This is a genomic window from Ruegeria sp. CJ2 (assembly GCF_056536745.1).
In genome coordinates this window covers 411,601-438,264 of record NZ_JBQFQF010000002.1, presented here as the reverse complement: position 1 = coordinate 438,264, position 26,664 = coordinate 411,601, and the positions used below count along the sequence as shown (strand labels likewise).

Genomic DNA, 26,664 nt, shown 5'->3' with positions numbered 1-26,664 from the left:
TATTGCAAAGGGCTTTGTGTATGATCGGGATCTCTTCAGTTTCTGAACTCGGCAAGCAAAAAAAACGCCGTTCGTTTTTGCGTTACGCTAAGGCTGCTCTGCGGACAAAGCGGACACTCACTCCATGGGACTCCAATGACCGCTCTGCGGACAAAGCTGCCGATAAGTCATTTTGTCGGGATGTGTGACAACGGCCCGTTGCGGACATTTAGGACGGAATTCAAATGCTGCGGTGGCATACCGGTCTGCGGACATCCGCAACAGTGGCGCAAGCTCTTCATTGTTCACTGATTCCGCCAAGCCACGTTCGTGTCGCTTCAAGCCCCTTGCGCAAGATAGAAAACATCTGCTCAATTTCACTTTCGCTGATGATAAGGGGCGGTGAAAGAACACACATGTTGATAATAGGTCGAACTAATAACCCACGTTTTTGGCATTCTATATCGATCTGGCCGCCAATCTCGTAGTCGCATCCCAGATCACTCCGGGGATCACCATCGACTGAGCATTGTACGCATCCCATCAACCCCATCCCGCGCACATCGGCAACGATATCAATCTGTCGCAAATGCTGCAGCTGATCCTGAAAAACCGGAGCGACCTTTTGAACGTGTTCGAGAAGTTTTTCCCGCTCTATGATCTCAATGCTCTTCAAACCCGCAGCCGCGCTAACCGGATGACCAGAATAGGTGTAGCCATTTGAGAAGGTCGCATCTTTTCCTCCAACGTCTGCGATCAATCGGTCAGAGATAACCGCGGCACCCATCGGCGCATACCCAGATGTCATTCCTTTGGCACAAGTGATTATGTCAGGCTGAATGCCGAAAACAGCATCTGACGAAAACCAATGGCCCAATCGCCCAAATGCCGTCACCACTTCGTCGGAGATATAAAGAACATCATACTTCTTGCAGATGTTTAGGCAGCCTTTGTGGTATCCATTCGGCGGCACGATCACGCCGCCAGATGCCAGAACCGGTTCGGCGATAAAAGCGGCAACGTTTTCGGGGCCAAGAGCTACAATGGCGTTTTCAAGATCGGAAATTTTCTCCTTTAGAAAACTCTCGTCGCTTTGACCAGGTGAACGGTAGAGCGGATTCACGTCGGGCAGGAAATGTGCGAGGTCATCCGCCTTGTCTAGCCAAAGCCTGTCACGCTCTTTTCCACTGACGCTGGCCGCCAGATAAGTGCTTCCGTGATAGGCTTTTTGCCTTGAAATGATCTTCTTTTTCTCGGGCCGACCCAAAAGGTTGTTTCGAAAGTGGACAAAGCGGATGGCCGTATCCACCGCAGTCGAACCGCCGGTGGTAAAAAAGACATTGTTCAAGTCGCCCGGCGCACGTTTGGCGATTTCGCGTGCGAACAGCGCGGCAGTTGAGTTGGCGTTGTTGAAGGGAGAGAAATAGGCGAGGTTTCGAGCCTGCTCAGCCATGGCCTCGGCCATCTCCTCTCGCCCATAACCGATCTGAGTGCACCACATCCCGCCTGGTCCGTCGATCAAGCGTTCGCCTATTTCGTTAACCACATGGATGCCGCTGGCACCTTCGATAAAAGTGCGGTCGCTTTTGCCCAAAGTTGCCATTCCTTCCCACGGGTGCAGGAAATGGTCGTTGTCCCAGTGCTTGGCGTTAGAGTTATCCACGGCGGGCCATGCTTTCTGCGCTCATCACAATTGGGAACTCTTCGCGCACCTGAGCGTCTGAGGCGCCGAAGTAGTTGGGGAAATGGCTGTCGAGAATGGAATTGGCCTTGTCACGGGCGCGGTCCAATAGATCAGTTTTGCCTTCGTTTTCCCATGTATCTGTACGCTCACGATCCATGAGCCGCGGGTAGACAAATTCGGTGTTCATATAGTTCAGCGTGTGAGGGTTACCGAGGAAATGACCTGGGTCGATGGCACACTGGTGGATCACATCTACCGCCATGGTTTCATCCGTGACCTCTATCCCGCGCAACGATCGCAGGATCATACCACCCGCTTCGTCATCGATGACCATACTTTCAAAGCTGCATCCCATCAGGCTACCCATCATACCGCCGAACTCGCACAAACGATTGGCACCGGCATGGGCGGCAAGCGTGAAGGTCAGTGCTTTTTCCAACCCGTATTGCGCGTCGGGTATTTTTGCATCGGTCATGCCTGCGCCAACGGATGTGGGAAGGCCGTAGAAATTGCCCATCTGAATGGCTGCCGCCCCGATGAGAGCCTGTTCACCGCTGCCGCCGGTGAACGATCCGCTACGCAGGTCTGTGATGAAGGGCCAGGCGGCAAAGCAGACCGGACAGCCCGGTGTGATGAGGTTTACAATGGCAACACAGGCCAGCGTTTCGGCCACGGTTTGCACCAGTGTTCCCGCAAGCGTCGCGGGGGCTGTGGCCCCGGCCTGAGGAGGCACGGCCAGATCGACAGTTAGACCAAGTTTGGCAGTATCAATCAGGATTTCCATGTTCTCCTTGCCGATCCGCAAGGGGGAAACCATTGGGCAGCCGCCAAATATGACGCTTGGCTTCTTCATGAAAGCCCCTTCACCACCGTGAGCCAAATCAAACATGCGGATGGCATGCGGGATATGGCTGCGGTCGCGAAAGGTCAGACAGGCAGGCTTTTGGCTGCCTGCGAGCATCGCATATATGGTGTTCATGTCGTGAGCGAAATCATCGGTCACGTCGGTGGCCAAAACTGTGTCGCCCAGCATATGGATGTTGTCCAAGCGGTCCACTAGTCGGGTGAAATCATAAACGTCGCGCAGAACCGATGGACGATAGGACTTGGTCTCGGAATCGAAGGTTGTGACGGCGGTGCCAGAGTTGGCGAAATAGACACTCTCGGCCGAGCAATGCATGTCGTCTTTGCCTGCACGCTCACCGCGGGCATAGACATAAAACTCTCTGGCGGCAGCCGCCAGGATGTCTTCCATAAGGGCGCGGGGGAAGCACAGCCTATTGAGGTCATTCAAAACTGCGCCTTTGGGAAGCACCAGATCAAGCAATTCCGGGAAATGGTCGGTAACGCCCGTGTTTTCCACAACGGTTAAGGCCGCTTGATGGATGTTCTCCATATCTGCTTGGGTCAGCGGTTTATAGCGGCCGCCACTTAGGCCTCCACGTACGGCCTCATTGCCCGTGGTAGCCTGTTGAACCTTGATGCGCGCGGCGCGTCCGCCGCCGCCGCGACGGCGTGATTTTGCGTCAGCCATGACCGGACATCCTTTGTTCTGGGTCCGGGCTGATCATGTTGAAATAGAAATCGTAGAAGTCCTGGATCGAGGTTTCCATCTCGCCCAAGGGGCCCGGTTGGAAGTATTGAGAATTTACGCCGGACTGGTTGTGGCGAATGATGCGTTCGTCATCCAAAGATGTGACATGCCAAAGCCAGGTCAGGTCTTCTTTGTCGTAGTCTTCGCCTTCTTCGGCGTCAGCGCGAACCAGCCAGACCACCTGAATGTCGGTTTCCTGTAAGCCTCGTGGAATGAAGCGGTAGCCGACCATGTGATCCGAATAAATCAGGAACCAATTCAACGGACCAATATCAAAGTCAGTTGCGCCACCGTCGAAGCCTTTGAGCGTTCCAAGCAATGGTGCAAGTGCCTCGCCCGATTGGCTGCCGGTTTTGTAGCCTTGGTAAAGCGGATAGCGACGATAGTACCCGCTGGTAAATGGGGTCAGCGCAGCGTCGCCGACAAGAGTCAATTCATTGGGTGACAGCCCGGCTTCTACAGCCCTAGCCTTTAGCGGTTCGACCAAACCAGCCATGTCTTGCGGTGATTTCAAGCTATGGGAGCGAGAATACTCTTTGTGAGCTGGCCCGCAGTGGTAGCATTCAAGGTAGTTCTCAACCGCTAGTTTCCAATTCGCGGGAACAGGAAATGACGCGGTATGCGCTACTTTCAAATCGTTCAGGCCATAGGGTTCGACGAGTGGCTCAAGTTTGCTGAGGACAGGATCAAGTGATGGGGTGTTTGCATCGGCACAGACAAAGATCAGGCCCTTGAAGACACTCACCTGAACGGGAAGAAGCCCAAACTTTGACGGGTCGAATTGTTCCCCCATATTGTGACTTGCACGAAGTTTTCCTGATAGCTCATATGTCCATGCGTGGTAGGGGCAAACAAGAACGCGGGCGTTGCCGGATTGTTCAGTGCAGACGCGAGATCCGCGATGGCGGCAGACATTCAAATGAGCACGAATGTCGCCATCGCGGTCGCGAACAACGATAATGCTCTCCGGGCCATAGTCTAACAGGAAGTAGTCACCGGGGCTTGGGATTTGACTGACGTGACCTGCCCAAAGCCAGTTGCGGTTCCAGACCCGGGCGATGTCATAGTTATAGATGTCTTGGGAGGTATAGAATTCGCGCGGCAGGGCGTGGCCGTACTGGTGCGAGGCTATCAGCGCATCCAACTCAAACGGTCGGCTGTTCATCTCGTTTCCTCCAAATCGATTATCTCGCGGCGAAACCAATCCTGGTCTGCTTCTGCCTTGGGGCGTTCAAAATCACGGGCCGCGCGGTGGCCCGCGAAGACTGCGTCGACGATCAGCCCTGGAGAAGCGGCATCGCCAATAAGTTCGACGGTTTTCAACCTGAGCCCGCGCAAGCTGTCATATAGCGTCGTCTCACGCTGACGTTCAGTGACCAGAATTGTCGAGGCACATGGAATATCCATTTCGCGACCAGTAAAGGCACAACCGATGCGGGCCATGTCACCTTGAACCGCCGTCAGCACCTGATTGCAACGAATGTCGATACCAAGCTCCATCAGACGGGCCTGAATGCGAGGCTGCTCCAAAGTATTGATGGAGTAAGCTGAAACCAAATTCTCCGGCGTGACAAAGACCACCTGGTATCCTGCCGTCGCCAGTTTTTCGGCGATCACTCCTGCCAGATAGATATGATCGTCATCATAGATCATGACCGGGCCATCAGGCGGTAGAACACCATTCATTATGTCATCAGGCGTCAGCACATTGGCGCTTTGCTCGATCTGGGGCACATGGCGCTGGGTGTTACGGCCCATGCCGTCGGTTCGCCAAAGGCTGCCGGTGGCCACAAAGACGTGTTCGACGCCCAGCTCTGCCACTTGATCGCCATCAAGCCTGCTGTCAGTGAAAAGCTGAACGTTGCCGCGTTGCTTTAAATCATGCAGACGATAGTCGACGACCCGGGACCAAGCTGCGAGGCCGGGAAGTTTGCTTTCCTTCGTAACCCGCCCGCCCAATTCGGCTGACGCTTCGGCCAAGGTCACCTGATATCCTCGCCTTGCCAACTGCATGGCGCATTCAAGACCGGCAGGGCCACCGCCAACAACCAAAGTATCCGCGTTGCTCTTTTTCGGCGCGATGATCTCGGGGTGCCAACCGCGTCGCCATTCCTCACCCATCGTGGGGTTTTGAGTGCATCGGATCGGGATACCCAGATTGTCCGACGACACGCAGATATTGCAGCCGATGCATTCGCGGATTTCGTCGATCCTGCCTTCCCCGATCTTTTTTGGTATGAAAGGGTCCGAAATGGATGGCCGCGCGGCACCGATAAGGTCGACAATTCCTTTTTTGACCATCGACAGCATCATGTCGGGGGATGTCAGGCGACCGACACCAACCACAGGTTTTTGGGTGATCTGTTTAACGTGGGACAGAAACGCGTTCTGATATCCGTCCTCTGGCTGAAAACGAGTCGTGGCACTGTCATTGGACCAGTCAGCCACATTCACATCCCATAGGTCAGGAAGATCGGCCAAAAGCTCGACAACGGCGCGGCCTTCTTCTGCTACCTGCATGCCCCCGGCACCCATCATCTCATCAATAGCAAAACGGAACGCCACAGCGCAGCTGTCGCCCACGGCTTCGTGAGTGTCTTCCAGCAGTTCACGTGTCAGACGCACGCGATTTCCGAGCGACCCACCATATTCATCGCTACGCTGGTTCATATGCGGCAGCATGAAATGTTGCGCCAATGTCATGTTGTGCCCGGCATACACATAAATGATGTCAAATCCGGCATCTTTCGCGCGCAAGGCGGCCTCGCGGTGCCAACGGCGAAATTCCCGAATGTCGGCTTTATCCATAGCCCGCGCCTGCTTGGGGTGTGTAGTGTCGACAGACATTTCGGAAGGTGCAAGAACCGGGGCGCGGGTAAGCAGGTTTTGCGCATGATTGCCGTTATGAACCAGCTGGATAGCCGCCAGCGCACCATGTGCATGCACTGCGTCTGTCATCAGCCGCAACGCGGGCACATCGCGCGCGTCCCATAGCCGCCCTTCGGCGTAAGGAGAAAGGTCAGAAGTCGGGTGAATCTCGGTCTCCTGATTGGAAACCACCGCCCACCCGCCTTCGGCCTTCATTCCACGAACGGCAGCATCCGCCCTTGGTCGGAGGTGCCCCAGCCCGGTGCAATGAGGCACCTGATAGAAGCGGTTCCTGGCAGTGACTGGCCCGATCTGAACCGGTTCCAAGAGCATAGCATATGGGTTCGCGTCTGACATGTTCACGCGTTTTCCTGTGTTTGTGTTCCAGGGCTGGTTGGCCCCGGAGATACTGTTGAATCAGAAGCCGGCTTTGATCCGTTCAAACTCCGCCAGCATTTTTGCCTCAAGCTCGGGGTTCACCGCATCAAAGAACAAACTGCCCTCGAAGAAGCTTTTTGGATCGGAGAAACCATAGGCTTCGATGTTGGCCTGATCGGCAACTTCGAACGCTTTTGCGTTCGAATGCGGGTAGCCCCAGTTGTCGATGATGTACTGACCGCTGGCCGGGTCGGTAAGCGCGTTCAACAGATCATAGACCTGATCGACCGGTGTCGTGGATGATTTCAGATGCACGTAGCCGCACGCCCAGGTCGCGATACCCTTGTCGACGTCTCGCATCATCGCGGCAGGCACCTCATTCCAGATCAGGTTTAGTTCTGACTGGTTCCAGGCCCAACCAAATTCGATCTCGCCGCTGGTCATGGCCTGGTCAAACTGACCTGCGTCGGACCAGTAAAAGCGCATGTTCGGGTGGATCGAGCGCAGGAAGTCAGACGCTTCCTTGAACTGCTCATCGCTCAAGTTGGTGTAGTCGTCAGCATTTCCAGTAGCCAGCGCCGCTAACGCATAAGCAGATGATGCGGCATCCGGGATAGCGATCTTACCGGCATAAGCCGGGTCGGCCAGCAATTGCAGTGAGATATCGTCCCCCGAGATCTTGTCGGTGCGATAGATAAGGCCCGTGTTTCCCCATTCGAACGGCAACATGTAAAGCTGGCCGTCCAGAACGATGGCGTCGACCTCCTTGATCTCGGGCAGCACATCCGCCCAATTGGTCAGCTTGCTTTCGTCCAGCGGCTGAATCAGATCGGCTGCGACCCATTTTCTGACCGCGTCGGAACAAGGATGCGCTAAATCAGCTGTAAATCCGGAGCTTAGCTTGGTAAAGGCTTCTTCCTGGCTACCGAAATAGGAATAGCTCGGTGCTTCATTCCCGTATTTTTCCATGTAGCTGGCAAAGAATCCCGGGTCTTCATATCCCGACCAGTCAAATACCGTCAGATCAGCTCCACCGGCGCTGGCGCTTCCTGTACTTATTGCCGTCGCACATGCGAAGGCCGCAATTCCCTGAAGTTTCAATTTTTTTCCTCCCATTGTCTTATTCTGTGTCAGTGCCAAGATCAATCACGCTGGCGCTTTGGACTCCCAGCCAAACTGCGTCGCCGCGATTGAAATCAACCGTGTGAAAGTAGTTCGGAACCGAGACCGAGATCGGCTTGTCGGTTTCCGCAACCTGAATGTGGTAGTGAATGTTCTCGCCATAGAAGGCGACGTTGCTGACTTTGCCCTGAACAGTTGATGGATAGTCTTCGGGTTTTTCAGAGGTGATTTCCAATTGTTCGGGTCGAATACCGATGTTCATATCTCGGGCGCTGGTTGCGACGTTGGGGTTTTTTTCAATCTCCATTTGGCCAAAGGCCTTCGCGTCGATTGAAAGCGTATCGCCATTTTCCTCAAGCAACTGGGCAGGCAAAATGTTCATCTCACCGATGAAACTGGCAACCTGCTGATCGCAGGGCCGGGCGTAAAGCGTTGTTGGCGTATCCACCTGCTTTAGCCGCCCATTGAACATCACGCCAATGCGGTCAGACATTGTCATCGCCTCGTATTGGTCGTGTGTGACCATCACAAAGGTGATACCCAGCGATTGCTGCAGATTACGCATTTCAAATTGCATCTGCTCGCGCAGCTTCTTGTCCAAGGCCGACAAGGGCTCATCCAGCAACAATACTTTGGGTCGCATGATCAGCGCACGGGCGAGCGCCACCCTTTGCCGCTGCCCGCCTGACAGCTCACTTGCGCCGCGATCCTCAAGACCGCCCAGTTCGACCATTTCCAAGGCTTCGGCCACACGCTGGTCGATTTCGGCCTTGGGGGCCTTGCCACGTAATCCATAAGCCACGTTGTTTCCAACATTCAGGTGCGGGAAGATGGCGTAGCTCTGAAAAACCATGTTCGTCGGGCGGTTGTTGGCAGGCACACCATCCATATCCTGACCGTCGATCAGTACGGTGCCTTTGGTCGGCTCTTGGAAACCAGCGATCATCCGCAATACCGTGGTTTTGCCGCATCCCGATGGGCCGAGGAGTGAGAAAAACTCGCCTTCCTTGAGATCGAGGTCGATCCCGCTAGCCGCAAGAAAAGTGCCATAGCGTTTCTCGACGCCCCTGAGTTCGATGATGTTTTTTTCTGTCATTGGACCCCTGATGCGGATGAGCGGCGCCGGAAATACTCGGCCAGCACCAAAAGTAGAACCGATGAAAGCAGCAGGATAGAGCCTAAGGCCAAAACGTTTGGAAGCTTGGCGGGGAAACGAATCTGACTCCAGATGTAGACTGGCAAGGTTGGTTGGTTGCCGGACAGGAAAAAGGCGAGCACGAACTCGTCGAAGCTGACTGTGAAAGTGACCAGCAAACTTGCGACGATACCCGGGGAAACGACCGGAAGCGTCACGCGGCGGAAGGTGTCGAACACGCCGACACCTAGATCGTATGATGCTTCCTCCAGCGACGCATCGAAGTCATCAAACGCAGACTTCAGGATCGAGACGGAAAACGGCAGCGCAAGAAATGTATGACCCAGAACGACGGTCAGCAAAGACGGCTTAAGACCGATAAACAAAAACAGAACCAGCATTGAAGAAGCGACGATAATGCCCGGTATAACCAAAGGCAGCATCACCAGACCTTCTGCAGCACGCTGACCCCGAAAACGGTACCGAACAAAGGCGCGGGCGGCGAACAATCCCATAGCGGTAGAAAGAAGTGCCACGACGGTGCCGACGCCAAGCGAATTCCAAAGGGCCTGGATCAAGGTATCCTGTTCGCCCAGCTTCCGATACCAGTCCAGCGTCCAGCCCTTGATGGGAAAGGCAACGATTGTGCCGCTGTTGAATGAAAACAAGGGCAGAAAAAGGACCGGCAGGTAAAGAAAAACCAAATACAGAAAGGCGTAGGCTGTCAGGGTCGAAGGGCGTCTCATCTTATCCGCCTCCCTAGCCGGGTGGCGGTAATTACAAACACTATAGCGACAAAGCCAACCGATAGCATCGCGATCAGTGAAAGGGTGGCGCCGAGTGGCCAGTTGTTGGCGGCCCCGAACTGCACCTGAATAAGGTTGGCGATCATCTTTCCATCCGACCCGCCAACCAGTGCCGGGGTCACATAGTCACCTACCGTGGGAATAAATATGATCAGACAAGCAGCAATGATCCCCGGGATGGTTAGTGGCAGCGTCACCCGCATGAAGCGTTGAAAAGGGCTGTTACCGAGGTCGGTGGCGGCTTCTAGTAAGCTCGGATCGATCTTCTGCAATGAGACATAGATCGGCAGGATCGCAAATGGCGCCCAAGCATGGGCAAGCGTCAGCACGACTGCAAATTCATTGTAGAGAAGGAAGTCGAGCGGTTCGTCGATCAGACCAAGCATCAGCAGTGCAGAATTCATTACGCCGTTGAACCCCAGGATGAGTTTCCACGCAAATACACGCAGGAGGTAGCTAGACCAGAATGGAATGGTGATGAGCAGAAGCCAGATGGTCTTTTTACGGGCCTTCATCGCGATGAAATAAGCGATGGGATATGCCAGTGCGACAGTAACTGCTGTAACTGCTCCGGCAATCCAGATCGACCTTAGCATTAAGTGTCTAACCAGAGGATCAGCAAACGCGTCGCTATAGTTTTTTAGTGTCGGCGTCTTGTCGAGCGTTACGTAGGTTTGCGTCCAGAACGAATAGGCGATCAAGATCAACAACGGAGCCGCCACCAGAAAGCCCACATAAGCCGTGGCTGGTGCGCTGAGGGTATAGCCCCGGGATGCTTCGCTACGAAAGATTACCCAAACTCCCATCCGGATTTTCACGAGTCACTAATGGACGATCGTCCATTAAATGTTGCGCCAGAACGGTCTTTCGTGTCAATCTTCCTGTGAGAAAGACTTGAGTGATGCCATCAAGGAAATGGAATTATTGAATAAAGTGGAAAACGTTAGAGGAAGAAAACGTGGCTCGAAACGTGATCCAGATGCCAGTAAGCAACTTCTGATCAAGGCGACTCTGGACTCTATCGCGGATATTGGAGTCACCGAGACGACGGTCAGCTGCATCTGCGAGCGTTCTGGTTTGTCACGCGGAATGATCCATTTGCATTTCGGCGGGAAGGACAATTTGCTGACGGCAGCAGCCCAGCATTTCAGTGCCCAATATTATTCCGAGATGGACAAAATGACCGATCTGGGCTCGGATGCATCGCCCGAAGACCGAGTGATGGCTGTGATCGAGGCGGATCTGTCCGAAGCACTGCTCAATCCAAGAAGTACAAAAATCTGGCATGCATTTCGCGGCATCGCGAGCTCACACCCAGGCATTGCCCGCTACAGCAGCACTCAGGATCAAAAACTTGTCGAGACATTGCGGCTTGCGTTTAAGGAGATAGCTCAAAAAAACGAGCGTGACCCAAACTTGGTGGACGATGCCACTGCCGGAACGCTGGCTTTGCTGGAAGGTATGTGGGTCAATTACCTAACAGATATGCAGGGTTTTTCACGACGACGCTCTGTTGATCTTATCAGACGTTTCTTGTGCGGACTTTTCCCCGAAAAATTTAAATTGTGAGATTTCGGGACGCTCAGATTTGAGACAGAAAAACAGCATGTTCTTGGAAAGCCGACTGCTGGTATTGGCGAATTCCCTGGCGTCTAAATGCAACACCCCCGTGCATTGGACGAAATCCAACGCCCGCTTTCCCCCGAAGAAAGGTTTCCATTGCACGTGCAGCGAAAGACCGCTTTCCGCCCAAAACGACAAATGCTGCGCCCGTAGCCTAAGTCGCCTTTGGGCTCGAAGCGGTCCTTCGCTGCACCAAAATCGAACGTCTGATAGTTGGCGGCAATTTTCGAACTTCTCAATCTGAGCACAAAAGGAAAGAGGCTGAACTCTCAACCTCTTTCAACATTTACCTATAGGGCCTTGCCTTCGGGCGCCCTTTTCTTTTTGTGCTTGGCGGGGGCTTTGCCCCCCCAAGGCCCCCCAGGATATTTTTGGCCAGATGAAGCGGGCGGGATGTGATACTCTTGGCGGGAGTTGATCGCGAATGGGTTGGTTTTGCAGAAAGTGAATGGCATAGGCGGTTTGTTTTTCCGCGCGCGCGATCCAGAGGCGCTTGGACGGTGGTATGAGACGCATCTTGGTGTGAACCAGCTCAACCCTTTGCCTTGGAAACAGAGTGCCGGGTACACGGTTTTTGCGCCCTTTGCGCAGGACACGGATTATTTCGGACGCACCGAACAGCAATGGATGATTAACTTTCGAGTCGACGACTTGGACGCGATGATCGCGCAGCTTGAAGATGCCGGCATCCTTGTTGAGACACGCGCCGAATGGGACAGTGAGGTCGGAAAATTCGCCCGAATCCATGATCCAGAGGGAAACCCGATTGAGCTGTGGCAGCCAAATCAATGAGATAGCGGTTTTGTATACCGTTGTATCCTTGTAAGCATATGAAATAAAAAGAGAATTGATGTATTTTTGAGGTATCGTATAGTGCGCCGATCAGACCCGGAGCCCTGAATGACGCCCATTGATGACCATCCACTGCGCTATGCGTTGGCCAACGAACTGCACGCGCGGCCATTTCCGGTTGCGTCGACCCCCTGCACAGTGGTGTTTCTGGCCATAAAGAAACCGACTGCGGCGGTTGCGCGGGATCGAAGCGAAGACATGACGCATTTGATCAATCTGCTGGATCGTCATGGTGCGCCGCATCCGCAGCCCGAAGCCACCCATTACGCGGGGCAGATTGGCCGTCATTGGCTCAAGTGGGAGCAGCATACCGAGTTTGTGACATATACAGCGATTACGCAGAATGTCAGCGACCGAGCCTTCAACCCTGCCGATTTTGAGGTGTTTCCACCGGACTGGTTGATGGCCAGTCCGGGGCAGCGCGTGACCTCGGCCATGATGCGGGTTGTGGATTTGGAAAGCGACGCCGCGGTGCAGGCGTCTCTGTCCGATTGGTTCGAGCCTGAAAGCCTTGCGGTGGCGAGGGTGTTAGATGATGCGGCCATTTGCGCCAGCGACTTTCGGATTGATCCGGCTGGGCATATGCGCTTTGCGCTGTTTGTGACCCAAGGCACGGGACGGCGCAGAACGGGGCGGATCATTCAGCGCCTTTGCGAGATTGAAACGTATAAGGCGATGTCGATGCTGGGCTTTGCCCGCGTCAAGCAGTTGACGCCCCGGATCGGTGAATTGGACGCGCAGCTTACGCAGCTTATGGGGCAGATGACCGACAATTCGGCCCATCCTGACGATCTTTTGCCGGACCTGCTGGCCACGTCGATTGAGTTGGAGACATTGTCCGCCCGATGCTCGTTCCGGTTTGGCGCAACCGGTGCATATGAGGCCATCGTCAATCAGCGCATTGAGGTGTTGCGCGAGCAGAGGTTTGAGGGCCGCCAGAGCTTTGCCGATTTCATGATGCGGCGCTATGACCCCGCGATCCGCACGGTGAAGTCGACCGAGCGGCGCTTGCAGGCCCTGTCGGATCGGGCCATCCGTGCGGGTGAGCTGTTGCGGACGCGGGTGGATGTTGAACGCAGTGCACAGAACCAGAAGCTTTTGGAGAGTATGGACCGTCGCGCTGATCTGGCTCTGCGCTTGCAGCACACGGTTGAGGGGTTGTCTGTGGTTGCCATCAGCTATTATGCGGTCTCGCTGGTCAGCTACCTGTTGTATCCGTTGACCAAGGCCGGGATTAGCAAAGGCATGTTGACGGCGATTGTCACGATTCCGGTTGTGCTGATCGTGTGGTTCGCGATCCGGCAAATCCGCAAGCGGTTGGAGTAAACCCCGTTTGCCATTCTGTGCCGTGTCTGTAGTACTGACCGGGGCAGGGGAAGAGCTGAGGGTAGACCCGTGATTGGAATCGTAGCCGCATGGCGGGCTGTAGCCGCCATGTTCATCCTGAATGGGGCGTTGTTCGGCATATGGGCATCGCGTATTCCCGCGGTTCGGGACAGGCTGGACCTGACGCACGAAGCGCTTGGGCTTGGTCTGCTGTTCATGGCAGCAGGCGCCGTATGTTCCTTTCCGATTACCGGTCGCCTGACGGACAAGTTTGGGGCGGTTTCCATCACCCGTGTTATTGCGGTTCTCTATACTCTGTCGCTGGTTCTGCTGGCCTTTGCCGGTAGTTTTTGGGCGTTGGCGGCCTTTTTGTTCATATTTGGCGCGTTTCACGGGTCGATGGACGTTGCGATGAACGCGTGGGCTGCCGAGGTCGAGCAAGCCTATGACAAGCCTGTCATGTCTTCGTTTCACGCGATGTGGAGCCTTGGGGCCGGGCTGGGTGCGCTTAGTGGCTACGGGGCGGTGCAGCTTGGCATGAGTGTGATGCAGCACTTTTTGCTGGCGGGCGGTGTCGTGGTTGGATTGGCGCTGGCTTTGTCTTGGGTGCGCTGGACGTCACGCAGGGCGGTGCCGTCTGGCGGCGCGGTTTTTGCCTTGCCATCCGGGGCGCTGATCCTTGTTGGCTTCACAGCCCTGTGCGGTGCATTGGGCGAGGGCGCGGTCGCGGACTGGAGCGCGATTTTCCTGCGGGACGTGACGGGTGCAGCCGAGAGTGTCGCGGCCTTGGGCTACGCTGTATTCTCGGTCACCATGGTTGCGTTCCGATTGGCCGGAGGGCTGGTCATCTCTCGGTTCGGGCCTGTCGCGACAGCCAGATTTGGCGGTGTTTGCGCGGCATTGGGTGTCTTGGGGGTCGTATCGGCAGCGCAGCCGTTGCTGGCGCTTACAGGCTTTGCGTTGATGGGTATTGGTTATGCGGTCATCATGCCATTGGCCTTTAGTCGCGCGGCCAAGGACCCACATGTCCCGCCCGGTCAGGCGATCGCAAGCGTGGCTACACTGGGATACGGGGGGCTATTGATTGGCCCTCCGCTTATTGGGTTTTTGGCAGAGATGCTTACATTGCGGTTGGCTTTCGCGGCCCTGCTGCCGCTTGCAATCATGATTGTTATCTTGTCCGGTGCGCTGAGACCCGCGTCACTGGATTGACCGCCGAGAGCAGGGAACAAGAAAATATGGGAGATAGACATGCCGATTAAAAACCGCTTTGCGGAACTGCAAAATGAAATCACCGAGTGGCGGCGTGATATCCACCAAAATCCCGAAATCCTGTTTGAAACCCATCGCACCAGCGCTCTGGTTGCTGAAAAGCTCGGGGAATTTGGCTGTGACGAGGTCGTAACCGGGATCGGGCGCACGGGCGTTGTCGGCGTCATCAAGGGCAAGGCCGATACCAAAGGCAAGGTGATCGGACTGCGCGCGGATATGGACGCGCTGCCTATTCATGAGGCGACAGGGCTGGACTATGCGTCCAAGACAGACGGTGCCATGCATGCCTGCGGTCACGACGGGCATACGGCGATGCTGTTGGGGGCTGCGAAATACCTCTCGGAAACGCGGAACTTTGACGGCACCGTGGTGGTCATCTTTCAGCCCGCGGAGGAAGGCGGCGGTGGCGGCCGCGAGATGTGCGAAGACGGGATGATGGACCGCTGGGGCATTCAGGAGGTCTATGGGATGCACAACTGGCCCGGTCGTCCGGTCGGGAGTTTTGCCATTCGCCCCGGCGCCTTTTTTGCCGCGACTGACCAGTTCGATATCGTGTTTGAGGGCAAAGGGGGGCATGCGGCCAAGCCTCATGAAACTGTTGATACGACAGTCCTTGCCGCGCAAGCGGTCATGGCCCTGCAGACAATAGCGTCACGCAATGCTGATCCCATTGATCAGGTAGTCGTGTCGGTGACGTCTTTTGAAACATCCTCGACGGCGTTCAACGTGATCCCGCAGACAGTCAAGCTGGGAGGGACGGTGCGCACGATGAGCGAAGCGATGAGGGATCTGGCTGAGAAGCGTATCGGAGAAATCTGCAACGGGGTCGCCGCCACGTTCGGTGGGAAGGCAGATATTACCTATTATCGCGGTTATCCGGTGATGGTGAACAGCGAAGAACAGACGGGTTTTGCGGCCGATGTCGCGCGATCCGTGGCCGGTGATTGTGCCGACGCGCCGTTGGTCATGGGAGGCGAGGACTTTGCCTTCATGCTGGAGGAGCGGCCCGGGGCTTATATTCTGGTTGGAAACGGCGACACGGCGGCTGTGCACCATCCGGAATACAATTTCAATGATGAGGCTATTCCCGCCGGGTGCAGTTGGTGGGCAGAGATCGTAGAACAGCGAATGCCTGCTGCGTGACTGGCGACGTGCGTGGGGGCGCTGCCCCCACACCCCCGGGATATTTTTAGCCAGATGAAGAGGGATCCCGTGGCAGTAAAGATAGCCTGTTGCACAGGGTTTCGACGACTTCATCCAAGGCGGATTTCTGCGTATTGACGCAGGATTTTGAGGCGGCTTTGGCTGAATTCAGTGCGCTTGGATCAGAGAGCCATTTGTCAATGATTGCTGCCAGTTGCGGGGCGGAGTTTATCTCCACCGCGCCTCCCGTTTCGATCAGGGGCGCGAAAGTTTCCGCGAAATTATAATAGCCGGATCCGGTGATGACCGCGGCCCCGGCTTGTGCGGGTTCGAAGGGATTATGCCCTCCGATTTCTTTCAATGAGCCGCCGAGGAACACGATGGGGCAGATTGCGTACCACGTGCCGGTTTCCCCCAAAGTATCCGCCACATAGATTTGTGTTGTGTTTGTGATCGCTTCGTTTGAGGAGCGGTAAGCGGCTGTCAGCCCGGCTTGCGTGATAAGCGCGGCGACTTCGTCTCGGCGTTCAGGGTGGCGGGGGATCAGAAGCAACAGCAAGTCGGGGCGTTGCTTCAGCAACTGCCCATGTGCCGCGAGAACGGCGTCTTCCTCGCCTTGATGGGTGGAACTGGCGATCCAGACCGGGCGGCCTGAAATCTGGTTTTGGATCTCTGAAAGGGTGTTCTGGTCAACGGGCAAGGGGTCGGACATAGCCTTGAGGTTGGTGCCTGATTGAACGCGTTCGCGCGCGGCCCCCATCTGGCGTAGATTTTCCGCCGCCTTGTCATTTTGGGTCAGGAAAAGTTGGAACTTGCCCAGGATGAACCGCGCGGTTTTCGGTCGTTTTTTCCAGCCTTCGACGGATTTGTCGGACAGGCGGGCGTTCAGCAGGGCCAGTGGGATGTTGCGATCGGCGCTTTCAACGATGAGCCGGGGCCAGATTTCGCTTTCGACGAAAACGCCGGCATCGGGTCGCCAATGGTTCAGGAAACTCTGAACCGGCCCGGACGTGTCCAGTGGCGGGAATTGGTGGCGCGTACGCGGGGGCATCCGCTTGGCGATCAACGCGGCCGAGGTTGGTGTGCCGGATGTGATGAGGAACTCGGCCTCGGGCAGGCGCTGGCCAAGGCGTTTGATCAGGGTGATGACGGACAGAGTTTCCCCGACGCTTGCAGCGTGAAACCAGATCAGTTGGCCGCCCGGTCGCGGCAGGCTTGCATGGCCCAGCCGCTCATGCTGACGCTCGACCGGGACATCGGCGGCCTGCATTTTCTTGCGAACCGTTTGCCAAACGATCGGCGCGACAACCCCGGTCAGGCCGCAATACAGGTTGTAGAGCAGCGTTGGCCGTTCTGAGCGATCGGGCATGTCAGCCGCCTGTGTGACTCATGTGACGGCTCATCTTTCCGTCAACGGACTGGCGGGAATAGTCGAAATCGTGGCCCTTGGGTTTCAGATTGATGGCCGCGCGGATCGCCTGTTCCAGCGGTTCCTCGGTGTTGGGGTGATCCCTTAGGGAACTGCGCAGGTCAGCCATGTCTTCCTGACCAAGGCACATATACAATTCTCCGGTACAGGTCAGGCGTACACGGTTGCAGCTTTCGCAGAAATTGTGGGACAGCGGTGTAATGAACCCGATTTTCTGTCCGGTTTCCTCAAGCCGCACATAGCGGGCAGGTCCGCCCGTGCGTTCGGCCAGATCGGAGACCGTGTAGTGGTTTTCGTACTCTTTGCGCACGTCTTTCAGTGACCAGTACTGATCTAGGCGGTCTTCATTACCGATGTCACCCATGGGCATGACTTCTATCCACGTCAGGTCCATGTCGCGCTCGGCGCACCACTGCGTGATGTGGGGGAGTTCCTCTTCGTTGAAACCTTTCAGGGCAACGGCGTTGATTTTGATACGCAGCCCGGCCTTCTGAGCCGCGTCGATGCCTTTCAAGACCTGTTTCAGGCGTCCCCAGCGTGTGATCTGGGCGAATTTGTCCTCGTCCAGCGTATCCAGCGAGATGTTCACGCGGCGCACGCCAGCCGCATAGAGGTCGTCGGCGAAACGATGAAGTTGCGATCCGTTGGTTGTAAGGGTCAGCTCCTTCAGCGCGCCGCTCTCCAGATGGCGGGTCATCGCGTTGAAGAACGCCATGATGTTCCGGCGAACCAAAGGCTCACCCCCTGTTATGCGCAGTTTTTCGACGCCCATGTTGACAAAGGTTGAACACATCCGGTCCAGCTCTTCCAAGGTCAGAAGGTCTTTTTTGGGCAGGAACTTCATGTCTTCGGACATGCAATAAACACAGCGAAAGTCGCAGCGGTCCGTGACGGAAACACGCAAGTAGGTGATTGCACGGGCAAACGGGTCGATAAGCGGAGCAGCAGTCATGCCACATAGGTAAAGCGGCGACCCGGCTGCGACAAGGGCGAACTGCGCTTTGGTCTGGATCAGATGCCGTTGGACAGGTAGATTATCGGTATGAGAATTACATTTTTCGTTTTGTTAGCAGGTGTTGCGGGGTGTGACACCGTTCGGTCCGCAACAGACCGCGTCTTTGGCGGTGACGGTGAGCAGGCCCAGGCCGAGCCCGAAGCGGTGGAAGTCGCAGAGGTTGCTGACCCCGAGCCTGTTGCTGTTTCCGCCCCCAGTTGGGTTGGGCCGAAAACCACGGTGGCCAGTCTGGGGGACCCCACAACGCCGGGAAGGTGGCTTGAAACACCTCTTGTCGATACCGAATTTACCGGGCGGGTGGTGGTTCCGAGGACCGGCGCGCAGGCCTACATTACGCTGGTGCCTGCTTCTGGGCCGGAAGGTGGGGGCAGCCGGTTATCGCTGGATGCGATGCGGGCATTGCTGCTGCCATTCGATGAATTGGTAGAACTCGAAATCTACTCAAACTGATCCTTCAGGTATTTTCCGGCCTCTTTGCGTGCAAACGGCTTCATTGCGTCCCCATATGTTTGCAGGAACGCGACAACGCGGGATGGGTCGTGCTTGGAAAGCTCGCGCAGCCACCATGCGACGGCTTTTTGGATGAACCAATCACGGTCGGGGACATATCCCGCAGCCCAGGTCAAAATGCGGTCCCGGCGGTCCAGATCATCCGGCTTGGGGTGGTTTTGCTTGGTCCATGGCAAGGTCGCCACCAATGCTGCGCGGCGTGTCCACATGTGGTCAGAGGTTGTCCAACTTTCGACCTGATTCAGCCTGCCCGGATCGGCTGACAGTCGCTTTTGCATTGCCATGCACGCATGGTCCGCGACGGCCCAGGCATCGAAATCCGGCAACCAGCTTTGCAACACGTCCCAAACCGCATCATCCGGCCGAATACGCGCCTGCGTCAGCAACTTGGCGGCGGCCAAGCGAGCCTCATGAATATTTGTCTGCCACAGATCATCCGCCAGTCGGACCCGAGAGGCCACATCAAGATCCTGCCGCCACGCTTTTGTCAGCTCGTTCAGGATCGGGTTTGCGACACCTAAATAGGGGCGGTCGGCCTTGTGATAGGCCGCCATCTGCGTGGCGCGCTCAGGATCGGCATGCGCCTTGATTTGATCCAGATAGGCGTCCACGGCCGCTACTCCACCGTCACAGATTTTGCCAGATTGCGCGGCTGGTCCACGTCTGTGCCCTTGGCGACGGCCGTGTGATACGCCAGCAACTGCGCAGGAACCGAATAGAGGATCGGCGCGAGGCTTTCGTGAACAAGCGGCATGCGGATCGTGCCCCAGACACCGTCATCTGCTTCGGCGATCCCGTCTGCATCTGAGACCAGAATGACCTTACCCTTGCGCGCCATGACTTCCTGCATGTTCGATATGGTTTTGTCGAAAACCGCGTCACGCGGGGCCATGACGACCACCGGCATGTGTTTGTCGATCAGGGCGATGGGGCCGTGTTTCAGCTCGCCAGATGCATAACCTTCGGCGTGTATATAACTGATTTCCTTGAGCTTCAGCGCGCCTTCCATCGCCAGCGGATACATCAGACCACGCCCCAGAAACAGAACATCGCGCGCCTCGGATAGGCGTTGGGCGGATGCGCGGATGGCGTCGTTCTGTTCCAGCGCGACGTTGAGAACCGCTGGCAAGCCGCGCAACGCGGCGGCGTGGTCGGACAGTTCTTCTGTCGTCAACGTCCCACGGTCCGAGGCGGCTTTCAGCGCAAGCATCAGCAACACGCTCAACTGGCATGTGAACGCCTTGGTCGAGGCCACTCCGATCTCGACCCCGGCATGAATGGGCAGGGCCACATCGCTTTCACGCGCGATTGAGCTTTCGGGGACATTGACCACCGAAATGATCTTGTCTGCCTTGCCTTCGCAGTATCGAAGCGCCGCCAACGTATCCGCTGTTTCACCGGACTGGCTAACAAACAGCGCGGCGGTCCGGTCACTGATCGGAGGTTCCCGGTACCGGAATTCGCTGGCGATATCGACCTCGACCGGCATCTTTGCCAGCTTCTCGAACCAGTACTTGGCAGTCAGACAGGCATAAAAGGCAGTGCCGCAAGCAACCATCGTCAGACGGTCGAGCTTGGTAAAGTTCAACTCTGCGGGCAGAACCACCTCATCCCCGCCGGTGCGCAGATACGAACGGATCGCTTCGGCCACGACCACGGGCTGTTCCGCGATTTCCTTGGCCATGAAGTGCTTGTGCCCGCCTTTGTCGGCGCGCGCCGTGTCCAGTTTGATCCGGCGGACCTCGCGGTTGACCAGATCGCCCGCTTCGTTGCGAATTTCCAGCGAAGTACGGGTCAGCACTGCGCGGTCACCTTCCTCAAGATAGGTGATACGGTCCGTCAGCGGTGCCAGCGCAATGGCATCGGAACCGACGAACATCTCGTCATCCCCGTGCCCGATCGCCAATGGCGACCCTTTGCGGGCGGCGATGATCAGGTCCTCTTGCCCCTCGAACAGAAAGGCCAGTGCAAACGCGCCTTCCAGCCGGTCAATCGTCTTAAAGGCGGCCTCAACCGGGGAAAGCCCCGTAGACAAGTAGTGCTCGGCCAGCAACGCGACGGTTTCGGTGTCGGTTTCGGTCACGAAGCCCACGCCGTGTTCGGCCAGTTCCGCGCGCAGATCGCGATAGTTTTCGACGATGCCGTTATGAACCACGGCAACGGGACCCGCCTGATGCGGGTGCGCATTCGTCACCGAGGGTACGCCATGGGTGGCCCAGCGTGTATGGCCGATGCCTGACTTGCCGGGCAAAGGATCATGCACCAGCAGATCGCTGAGGTTCACCAGCTTGCCCACGGCCCGGCGACGCCCCAGGTCGCCACCATTAACCGTTGCGATCCCGGCACTGTCGTAGCCGCGATATTCCAGACGTTTCAACGCCTCGACCAAGATAGGGGCGACTTCGTGCTGCCCCAGAACGCCTACAATTCCACACATCGGTCAGGCTCCTTTGTCGCGGCGAGCCTTCTTCGCCTTGAGCATTTCAAACAATTTGCGCGCATAGCCGGGTTTGTTGTCCTGCTTGGCGCGTGCCACGGCAAGTGCATCAGGCTCCACATCACGCGTGACCACCGTGCCGGTCGCTGTCATGGCTCCGTCGCCCACGGTCACAGGCGCCACCAGCATGGTATTCGATCCGATGAACACGTTCTGACCAATGGTCGTTTTGTGCTTCAACACCCCGTCATAGTTACAGGTGATCGTACCCGCGCCGATATTCGTGGCCGCGCCGACCGTCGCGTCGCCGATATAGCTCAGGTGGTTGACCTTCGCGCCTTCAGCGATCTCGGCGTTCTTGATTTCCACAAAGTTGCCGATGCGCGTGTCTTCGGCCAGTTCGGTGCCGGGGCGCAGGCGGGCATAGGGGCCAACGACAGCGCCACGGCTGACGTGACACCCTTCCAGATGCGAAAACGCCCGGATGGTCGCGCCGCTTTCGACAGTGACACCGGGGCCGAATACCACATTGGGTTCGATGACCGTGTCGCGTCCGATGATTGTGTCGGCGGCCAGATAGACGGTTTCGGGGGCCATTAAGGTCACTCCAAGGTCCAGCAATTCCGACCGTGCACGGGTTTGGAATACTGCGTCGGCAGCAGCGAGGTCGGCGCGCGAGTTGATCCCCAGCGTCTCGGCCTCGTCACAAGCGACTGCGGTGACTTTCAGGTCACGGCTGCGGGCGATTTCGACGACGTCGGTCAGGTAGTATTCTTCGGCAGCGTTGTCGTTATCCACGGCGTCGATCAGGGAAAACAAAACTTCTGAATCGCACGCCAAAAGTCCTGAATTACAAAAGGTTATCGCGCGTTCTTCATATGAGGCATCTTTGAATTCCACAATCCGCTCCAGATTATCTCCGTTCATGATCAGGCGACCATAGCGGGCTGGATCGGCGGCTTCGAATCCCAGGATAACCAGATCGTTCTGCGCGCGTGCCTCGATCATGCGCTCCAGCGTTTGGGGCTGAATGAACGGAGTGTCACCGTACAAAACCACCACGTCGCCCTCGAACCCCTCGAGCGCAGCGCGCGCCTGCGCGACGGCATGAGCCGTGCCCAACTGTTCGGTCTGTTCCGCGATCCGGGCTGTTTCGTCTTCGGCGGTTGCCACTTTCGCCACGGCCGCGGACCCGTGCCCGGTGACGATCACGGTACGTTCGGGCGACAACACGGCTCCGGCGCGCATGGTGTGAACCAGCATGGGTATCTGGGCAATCGGATGAAGGACTTTGGGGATGTCCGAATTCATCCTGGTGCCTTTACCTGCGGCAAGGATGACAAGGGCGGTGCTCATGAAATCGTTTTCTCTTTGTGTTTTGTTGCGGTCCGTTTTATCCGCTGAGGGCAAAGGCGCAAGCGGTTCAGCCATCAAACAAGATTGCCGTTTGCAACAGGATGCGGCGAAAAACCGCCGAAGCAGGAGGCACGATGCGAACGGTTATCTTCGATTTGGACGGGACCTTGGCCGATACCTCGGGTGATTTGCTCGAGGCCGCGAACCACTGTTTTCGCCATATGGGGCACGGGGATGTTCTGGTTCACGGGCAGGATGCTGCGGTCGCGCTGCGGGGTGGCCGGATGATGCTGACGCACGGGTTGAAGCGGGTCGGGGCCTATGAAGAGCAGACCATTCACGCATATTATCCAATGCTGTTGGACGCATATGCGCAGGCCATTGACACCCATACGCACTTTTACCCCGGCGCACTTGACGCGGTTGAGGCGTTGAAGGTCGCGGGCTATGGCGTTGGGATTTGCACGAACAAGCCCGAAGCTCTGGCCGATCAGTTGTTATCGCAGATGGGCGTGCGCGATCAGTTCGCATCATTGGTGGGGGCCGACACCCTGCCGGTCCGCAAGCCCGATCCTGAACCGCTGCGCGAGGCCGCGCGGCGGGCAGGGGGGCATCCTGATCTTTGCGTGCTGATCGGAGATTCCGACACTGACCGCAATACGGCGCGCGCTGCTGGCGTTCCGTCGGTGTTGGTCACGTTTGGTCCGTCGGGCGCAGATATGGCCGCGCTGGAGCCCGAGGCGCTACTGCATCACTTCGATGATCTGCCCGAGGTTGTGACCAGTCTGATCGGAGCGGTGGCGTAAGCCCTTGACGCTGCGCACGCGCGGCCTCAGAACGGGCGTATGACCGAGACATTCACTGGCAGTTTCACGCAGCAGGAACCCATCCCCGACGAAGCGATCGAGGCCGCATTAGCGGTTTTGCGTCACGGGCGATTGCATCGCTATAACGTGGCTGCCGGAGAGTTGGGTGAAACTGCTTTGCTGGAGCAGGAATTTGCCGCGCAGATGGGGGCAAAATATTGCCTGGCCGTGTCCTCGGGCGGCTATGCGCTGGCGACCGCATTGCGCGCGGTGGGTGTGCAGCCCGGTGATCCGGTTCTGACCAATGCCTTCACGCTGGCCCCGGTGCCGGGGTCGATTGCCTCGGTCGGGGCAAAGCCCGTGTTTGTGGGCGTGACCGAGGGGCTGGTGATTGATCTGGACGATCTTGAGGCCAAGCTGGATCAGGCGCGAGTTCTGATGCTCAGCCATATGCGCGGGCATTTGTGCGACATGGATCGGCTGATGCAGATGTGTGATGCCGCAGGCGTGACCGTGATCGAGGATTGCGCGCATACGATGGGCGCGGCATGGCGCGGGCAATTATCGGGGCGGCAGGGGGCCATCGGGTGTTATTCCTGCCAGACCTATAAGCATGTGAACTCAGGCGAGGGCGGCTTGCTGATCACTGATGATGAGGAACTGGCGGCCAAGGCGACGATGCTGTCGGGGTCATATATGCTTTACGAACGTCATCTGGCCGCGCCGGGGCCGGAGGTGTTTGAGCGGATCAAATACACCACCCCCAATGTCTCGGGCCGGATGGACAATCTGCGGGCCGCGATCCTGCGGCCTCAGCTGCGGGATCTGGATCGGCAGGTGGGGCGGTGGAACGAGCGTTACGACGAGATTGAACATGGTCTGCGCGGCACGCCCGGCCTGACGATCGTCGAACGGCCCGAGGGTGAGACCTATGTCGGCTCCTCCATTCAGTTCCTGCTGCTGGACTGGTCACCCGAGCGTATTGCCGAAGTGATCCGCCGCTGCTCCGCGCGCGGGGTCGAGTTGAAGTGGTTCGGCGGGGCTGAGCCGACCGGATTCACCTCGCGTTATGATAGCTGGCGCTACGCCGACAGCGCGCCTTTGCCCGACAGTGACAGGGTGTTGGCTGGGATCATGGACATGCGTGTGCCGCTGACATTCTCACTGGAGGATTGCCGCCTGATCGCGCGGATCATCCGCGCCGAGGTCGGGGCCGTCTACCAATCGTAATCCAAAGGAGTGCGCTTAAAGCGCACGCTTGATGTTTTGACACCACCGCCCCTGACGGGCCGGTGGTGTGTTTCTGTGTGGCTGTCGTTGACCCGGAAAAGATTCGCTGATACTTATTGAACAACTGTTCATTAATGCGAGAGAGGAGATCGCATATGTTCGCGGCTACCATGCAGTTTGATCTGGGCGAGGATGTGAACGCCCTGCGTGAAATGGTTCACCGCTGGGCGCAGGAGCGGGTCAAGCCGATGGCCGCCGAGATTGATGCCTCGAACGCATTCCCCAATGAGCTTTGGAAGGAAATGGGCGATTTGGGGATGTTGGGCATAACGGTGCCCGAGGAATTCGGCGGGGCCGACATGTCATACCTGGCCCACACCGTTGCCGTCGAAGAGGTTGCTCGGGCGTCGGCTTCGGTATCGCTGTCTTACGGGGCGCACTCGAACCTGTGTGTCAATCAGATCAAGCTGAACGGGACGGATGAGCAAAAGGCGAAATACCTGCCGCGCCTGATCTCGGGTGAGCATGTGGGCGCGCTGGCGATGTCCGAGGCGTCGGCAGGGTCCGACGTGGTGTCGATGAAATTGCGGGCCGAGAAGCGCAATGATCACTACCGTCTGAATGGAAGCAAATACTGGATTACCAACGGGCCGGACGCGGATACTCTGGTCGTTTACGCCAAGACCGACCCAGAGGCTGGATCGCGCGGAATCACCGCCTTTCTGATCGAAAAAGAGATGACCGGCTTTTCCGCCTCACCCCATTTCGACAAGCTGGGGATGCGCGGGTCTAATACGGCGGAGTTGATCTTTGAAGACGTTGAAGTGCCGTTTGAAAACGTGCTTGGCGAGGAAGGGAAGGGTGTTGCTGTCCTGATGTCCGGACTGGATTATGAGCGCGTGGTGCTGGCCGGAATTGGCACCGGCATCATGGCGGCCTGCCTGGACGAAATCATGCCCTATCTGGCCGAACGTAAGCAATTTGGGACGCCCATCGGTAATTTCCAGCTTATGCAGGGCAAGATTGCCGACATGTACACGGCGATGAATTCGGCGCGGGCGTATGTGTATGAAGTGGCCAAAGCGTGTGATCGTGGCGATGTGACTCGTCAGGATGCTGCGGCCTGTTGTCTTTATGCGTCCGAGGCCGCGATGACGCAGGCGCATCAGGCTGTGCAGGCGATGGGCGGGGCCGGGTTCCTGTCGGATTCACCCGTCAGCCGGATTTTCCGCGACGCGAAGCTGATGGAGATCGGAGCGGGCACCAGTGAAATCCGCCGGATGTTGATCGGTCGGGAACTGATGAGCGAGATGCTGTGATGGAAAAACGCCCCGCAGACGAGGGAACTGCGGGGCGTTTCTTCGAAGGATCAGAAGCGATGGACGTAGGAAACGCCGATCAGCCACGGATCAATCTCGGCAGTGCCGAGGTCGTTTCCGTCCAGGCTGACATCCGAGTCGATGTCGAACCAACGCACGTTCAGACGCACAGCACCTTTCTCGGTGACCATATAGTCAAGGCCAGCCTGCAGCGCGACGCCAACCGAGTTATCCAGCTCCAGATCGCCCAGAGACGAGCTTTCGTCAAAGAAAATGGTGTAGTTGATACCGGCACCAACATACGGCTTCCAGGCGGAGTTGGTCGGGAAGTGATAGTTCAGCGACAGGGTGGGCGGCAGGTGCTTGACGGTTCCGCCGTCGATGCTGCCAGCCAGAGTGATGTCATGGCTGAACGGCGTTGCGGCCAGCAGTTCGATGCCAAGGTTGTCACGAACGAAGTATTCTACGGTGAAGATCGGGCGCGTGTCCGAGTCCACCTCGACGCTGGCGCCATTGCTCAGCGTGCCGTTGTCGGATTTCGGGTCGAGATAGCCCAAGCCAAGGCCGACGGTCCAGTCACCCTGAGATTGGGCGAAAGCTGGGACAGCCAGCGCAACAAGCGCAGTGGAGAGGGTCAAAGCGGCGAGTTTGTTGGTCATTTTACTGCCTTTAGTTTTGTTAATGCTGGCGTTTTGCACGACCGGACCGCTGCCAACTCTGATCTGCATCAAGTTTGTGTGATTGGAGTAAGAGACCGGCGTCAGAGAAATGCCATGAAAA

Annotated in this window: 24 protein-coding genes; 10 read left to right on the top strand and 14 right to left on the bottom strand. The window is 57.0% G+C overall.

Translation table 11 applies throughout. The features are described 5' to 3' along the window. On the top strand, positions 1–188 hold a 188-nt coding region (locus ACR0MS_RS04530), incomplete at its 5' end, for a hypothetical protein (protein ID WP_480578871.1). 89 nt (positions 189–277) lie between these two features. Here the strand turns inward: ACR0MS_RS04530 and ACR0MS_RS04525 are convergent. From ACR0MS_RS04525 to ACR0MS_RS04490, 8 genes are read right to left on the bottom strand one after another with little or no spacing between them, the layout of a single operon-like run. Next, complete coding sequence (locus ACR0MS_RS04525) at positions 278–1,642, bottom strand: aminotransferase (protein ID WP_170752049.1); 1,365 nt, start codon at positions 1,640–1,642, stop codon at positions 278–280. Continuing rightward, the gene (locus tag ACR0MS_RS04520; protein ID WP_480568627.1) at positions 1,635–3,197 is read right to left on the bottom strand and encodes a trimethylamine methyltransferase family protein; all 1,563 of its coding nucleotides are present in this window, start codon (positions 3,195–3,197) and stop codon (positions 1,635–1,637) included. The genes ACR0MS_RS04525 and ACR0MS_RS04520 overlap by 8 nt, the downstream gene beginning before the upstream one ends. Beyond that, entirely contained in the window at positions 3,190–4,422 is a 1,233-nt protein-coding gene (locus ACR0MS_RS04515) for an aromatic ring-hydroxylating oxygenase subunit alpha (RefSeq protein ID WP_171125941.1), read from the bottom strand. Before ACR0MS_RS04515 ends, ACR0MS_RS04520 begins: the two co-directional genes overlap by 8 nt. Beyond that, positions 4,419–6,482: an oxidoreductase gene (locus ACR0MS_RS04510; protein WP_480569748.1), complete on the bottom strand. Its 2,064-nt coding sequence runs from the start codon at positions 6,480–6,482 to the stop codon at positions 4,419–4,421. Before ACR0MS_RS04510 ends, ACR0MS_RS04515 begins: the two co-directional genes overlap by 4 nt. Before the next feature lie 60 nt (positions 6,483–6,542). Continuing rightward, complete coding sequence (locus tag ACR0MS_RS04505) at positions 6,543–7,604, bottom strand: extracellular solute-binding protein (RefSeq protein WP_234899375.1); 1,062 nt, start codon at positions 7,602–7,604, stop codon at positions 6,543–6,545. A 19-nt stretch (positions 7,605–7,623) separates the two neighbouring features. Then, positions 7,624–8,721, bottom strand: coding sequence for an ABC transporter ATP-binding protein (locus tag ACR0MS_RS04500; protein WP_170752059.1), 1,098 nt, complete (start codon positions 8,719–8,721; stop codon positions 7,624–7,626). Beyond that, positions 8,718–9,506, bottom strand: coding sequence for an ABC transporter permease (locus ACR0MS_RS04495; RefSeq protein WP_170752062.1), 789 nt, complete (start codon positions 9,504–9,506; stop codon positions 8,718–8,720). Before ACR0MS_RS04495 ends, ACR0MS_RS04500 begins: the two co-directional genes overlap by 4 nt. Beyond that, the gene (locus tag ACR0MS_RS04490) at positions 9,503–10,372 is read right to left on the bottom strand and encodes an ABC transporter permease (RefSeq protein ID WP_170549885.1); all 870 of its coding nucleotides are present in this window, start codon (positions 10,370–10,372) and stop codon (positions 9,503–9,505) included. Before ACR0MS_RS04490 ends, ACR0MS_RS04495 begins: the two co-directional genes overlap by 4 nt. Positions 10,373–10,460: 88 nt before the next feature. On the opposite strand from ACR0MS_RS04490, the gene ACR0MS_RS04485 reads away from it, so the two are divergent. From ACR0MS_RS04485 to ACR0MS_RS04465, 5 genes are all read left to right on the top strand, one after another. Then, positions 10,461–11,135, top strand: coding sequence for a TetR family transcriptional regulator C-terminal domain-containing protein (locus ACR0MS_RS04485; protein WP_254428729.1), 675 nt, complete (start codon positions 10,461–10,463; stop codon positions 11,133–11,135). Positions 11,136–11,624: 489 nt separating this feature from the next. Next, positions 11,625–11,981, top strand: a complete 357-nt coding sequence (locus tag ACR0MS_RS04480) for a VOC family protein (protein WP_480568635.1) — start codon at positions 11,625–11,627, stop codon at positions 11,979–11,981. A gap of 108 nt (positions 11,982–12,089) precedes the next feature. Next, positions 12,090–13,367: a DUF3422 family protein gene (locus tag ACR0MS_RS04475; RefSeq protein WP_480568637.1), complete on the top strand. Its 1,278-nt coding sequence runs from the start codon at positions 12,090–12,092 to the stop codon at positions 13,365–13,367. Positions 13,368–13,436: 69 nt separating this feature from the next. Further along, the gene (locus tag ACR0MS_RS04470; RefSeq protein WP_480568640.1) at positions 13,437–14,579 is read left to right on the top strand and encodes an MFS transporter; all 1,143 of its coding nucleotides are present in this window, start codon (positions 13,437–13,439) and stop codon (positions 14,577–14,579) included. Positions 14,580–14,618: 39 nt separating this feature from the next. Then, the gene (locus tag ACR0MS_RS04465) at positions 14,619–15,782 is read left to right on the top strand and encodes a M20 aminoacylase family protein (RefSeq protein ID WP_480568643.1); all 1,164 of its coding nucleotides are present in this window, start codon (positions 14,619–14,621) and stop codon (positions 15,780–15,782) included. 46 nt (positions 15,783–15,828) lie between these two features. Here the strand turns inward: ACR0MS_RS04465 and ACR0MS_RS04460 are convergent, their stop codons facing one another. Both ACR0MS_RS04460 and moaA read right to left on the bottom strand, forming a co-directional pair. Continuing rightward, complete coding sequence (locus ACR0MS_RS04460) at positions 15,829–17,151, bottom strand: 3-deoxy-D-manno-octulosonic acid transferase (RefSeq protein ID WP_480568646.1); 1,323 nt, start codon at positions 17,149–17,151, stop codon at positions 15,829–15,831. Position 17,152: 1 nt separating this feature from the next. Then, positions 17,153–18,163, bottom strand: a complete 1,011-nt coding sequence (gene moaA / locus ACR0MS_RS04455) for a GTP 3',8-cyclase MoaA (RefSeq protein ID WP_170384286.1) — start codon at positions 18,161–18,163, stop codon at positions 17,153–17,155. A 90-nt stretch (positions 18,164–18,253) separates the two neighbouring features. Between moaA and ACR0MS_RS04450 the strand changes: the two genes are divergently transcribed. Next, on the top strand, positions 18,254–18,676 hold the full coding sequence (locus ACR0MS_RS04450) for a hypothetical protein (protein ID WP_480568650.1): 423 nt from the start codon (positions 18,254–18,256) through the stop codon (positions 18,674–18,676). Here ACR0MS_RS04450 and ACR0MS_RS04445 read toward each other — a convergent pair. Genes ACR0MS_RS04445 through glmU form a run of 3 tightly spaced genes read right to left on the bottom strand, consistent with a single transcriptional unit; the run spans position 18,664 to position 22,529 of the window. Further along, positions 18,664–19,347 carry a DNA alkylation repair protein gene (locus ACR0MS_RS04445; protein WP_480568653.1) on the bottom strand — a complete coding sequence of 228 codons (684 nt, stop codon included), beginning with the start codon at positions 19,345–19,347 and terminating at the stop codon, positions 18,664–18,666. The two genes, ACR0MS_RS04450 and ACR0MS_RS04445, sit on opposite strands and share 13 nt — an antisense overlap. Before the next feature lie 5 nt (positions 19,348–19,352). After that, complete coding sequence (gene glmS, locus ACR0MS_RS04440; protein ID WP_480568657.1) at positions 19,353–21,173, bottom strand: glutamine--fructose-6-phosphate transaminase (isomerizing); 1,821 nt, start codon at positions 21,171–21,173, stop codon at positions 19,353–19,355. A gap of 3 nt (positions 21,174–21,176) precedes the next feature. Then, a complete protein-coding gene (glmU, locus tag ACR0MS_RS04435; RefSeq protein ID WP_480568660.1) occupies positions 21,177–22,529 on the bottom strand; it encodes a bifunctional UDP-N-acetylglucosamine diphosphorylase/glucosamine-1-phosphate N-acetyltransferase GlmU in 1,353 nt (450 codons plus the stop codon). Between the two features lie 134 nt (positions 22,530–22,663). Here glmU and ACR0MS_RS04430 point away from each other — a divergent pair, with 134 nt between their 5' ends. The 3 genes from ACR0MS_RS04430 (at position 22,664) to ACR0MS_RS04420 (ending at position 25,884) form a co-directional block, all read left to right on the top strand. Continuing rightward, on the top strand, positions 22,664–23,335 hold the full coding sequence (locus ACR0MS_RS04430; RefSeq protein ID WP_480568663.1) for an HAD-IA family hydrolase: 672 nt from the start codon (positions 22,664–22,666) through the stop codon (positions 23,333–23,335). A 39-nt stretch (positions 23,336–23,374) separates the two neighbouring features. Next, positions 23,375–24,565, top strand: coding sequence for a DegT/DnrJ/EryC1/StrS family aminotransferase (locus ACR0MS_RS04425; RefSeq protein ID WP_480568666.1), 1,191 nt, complete (start codon positions 23,375–23,377; stop codon positions 24,563–24,565). A gap of 155 nt (positions 24,566–24,720) precedes the next feature. Continuing rightward, positions 24,721–25,884 carry an isovaleryl-CoA dehydrogenase gene (locus ACR0MS_RS04420; RefSeq protein WP_480568668.1) on the top strand — a complete coding sequence of 388 codons (1,164 nt, stop codon included), beginning with the start codon at positions 24,721–24,723 and terminating at the stop codon, positions 25,882–25,884. 50 nt (positions 25,885–25,934) lie between these two features. On the opposite strand, the gene ACR0MS_RS04415 is transcribed toward ACR0MS_RS04420, so the two are convergent. Beyond that, positions 25,935–26,543, bottom strand: a complete 609-nt coding sequence (locus tag ACR0MS_RS04415; RefSeq protein WP_480568671.1) for an OmpW/AlkL family protein — start codon at positions 26,541–26,543, stop codon at positions 25,935–25,937. Between the last annotated feature and the right edge of the window lie 121 nt (positions 26,544–26,664).

Coding starts and splice junctions, on each gene's coding strand:
- moaA (WP_170384286.1), bottom strand. CDS start 18,163: ATGACTGCTGCTCCGCTTATCGACCCGTTTGCCCGTGCAATCACCTAC.
- glmS (WP_480568657.1), bottom strand. CDS start 21,173: ATGTGTGGAATTGTAGGCGTTCTGGGGCAGCACGAAGTCGCCCCTATC.
- ACR0MS_RS04420 (WP_480568668.1), top strand. CDS start 24,721: ATGTTCGCGGCTACCATGCAGTTTGATCTGGGCGAGGATGTGAACGCC.
- ACR0MS_RS04510 (WP_480569748.1), bottom strand. CDS start 6,482: ATGTCAGACGCGAACCCATATGCTATGCTCTTGGAACCGGTTCAGATC.
- ACR0MS_RS04415 (WP_480568671.1), bottom strand. CDS start 26,543: ATGACCAACAAACTCGCCGCTTTGACCCTCTCCACTGCGCTTGTTGCG.
- ACR0MS_RS04450 (WP_480568650.1), top strand. CDS start 18,254: ATGAGAATTACATTTTTCGTTTTGTTAGCAGGTGTTGCGGGGTGTGAC.
- ACR0MS_RS04515 (WP_171125941.1), bottom strand. CDS start 4,422: ATGAACAGCCGACCGTTTGAGTTGGATGCGCTGATAGCCTCGCACCAG.
- ACR0MS_RS04495 (WP_170752062.1), bottom strand. CDS start 9,506: ATGAGACGCCCTTCGACCCTGACAGCCTACGCCTTTCTGTATTTGGTT.
- ACR0MS_RS04465 (WP_480568643.1), top strand. CDS start 14,619: ATGCCGATTAAAAACCGCTTTGCGGAACTGCAAAATGAAATCACCGAG.
- ACR0MS_RS04430 (WP_480568663.1), top strand. CDS start 22,664: ATGCGAACGGTTATCTTCGATTTGGACGGGACCTTGGCCGATACCTCG.
- ACR0MS_RS04475 (WP_480568637.1), top strand. CDS start 12,090: ATGACGCCCATTGATGACCATCCACTGCGCTATGCGTTGGCCAACGAA.
- ACR0MS_RS04460 (WP_480568646.1), bottom strand. CDS start 17,151: ATGCCCGATCGCTCAGAACGGCCAACGCTGCTCTACAACCTGTATTGC.
- ACR0MS_RS04500 (WP_170752059.1), bottom strand. CDS start 8,721: ATGACAGAAAAAAACATCATCGAACTCAGGGGCGTCGAGAAACGCTAT.
- ACR0MS_RS04490 (WP_170549885.1), bottom strand. CDS start 10,372: ATGGGAGTTTGGGTAATCTTTCGTAGCGAAGCATCCCGGGGCTATACC.
- glmU (WP_480568660.1), bottom strand. CDS start 22,529: ATGAGCACCGCCCTTGTCATCCTTGCCGCAGGTAAAGGCACCAGGATG.
- ACR0MS_RS04425 (WP_480568666.1), top strand. CDS start 23,375: ATGACCGAGACATTCACTGGCAGTTTCACGCAGCAGGAACCCATCCCC.
- ACR0MS_RS04520 (WP_480568627.1), bottom strand. CDS start 3,197: ATGGCTGACGCAAAATCACGCCGTCGCGGCGGCGGCGGACGCGCCGCG.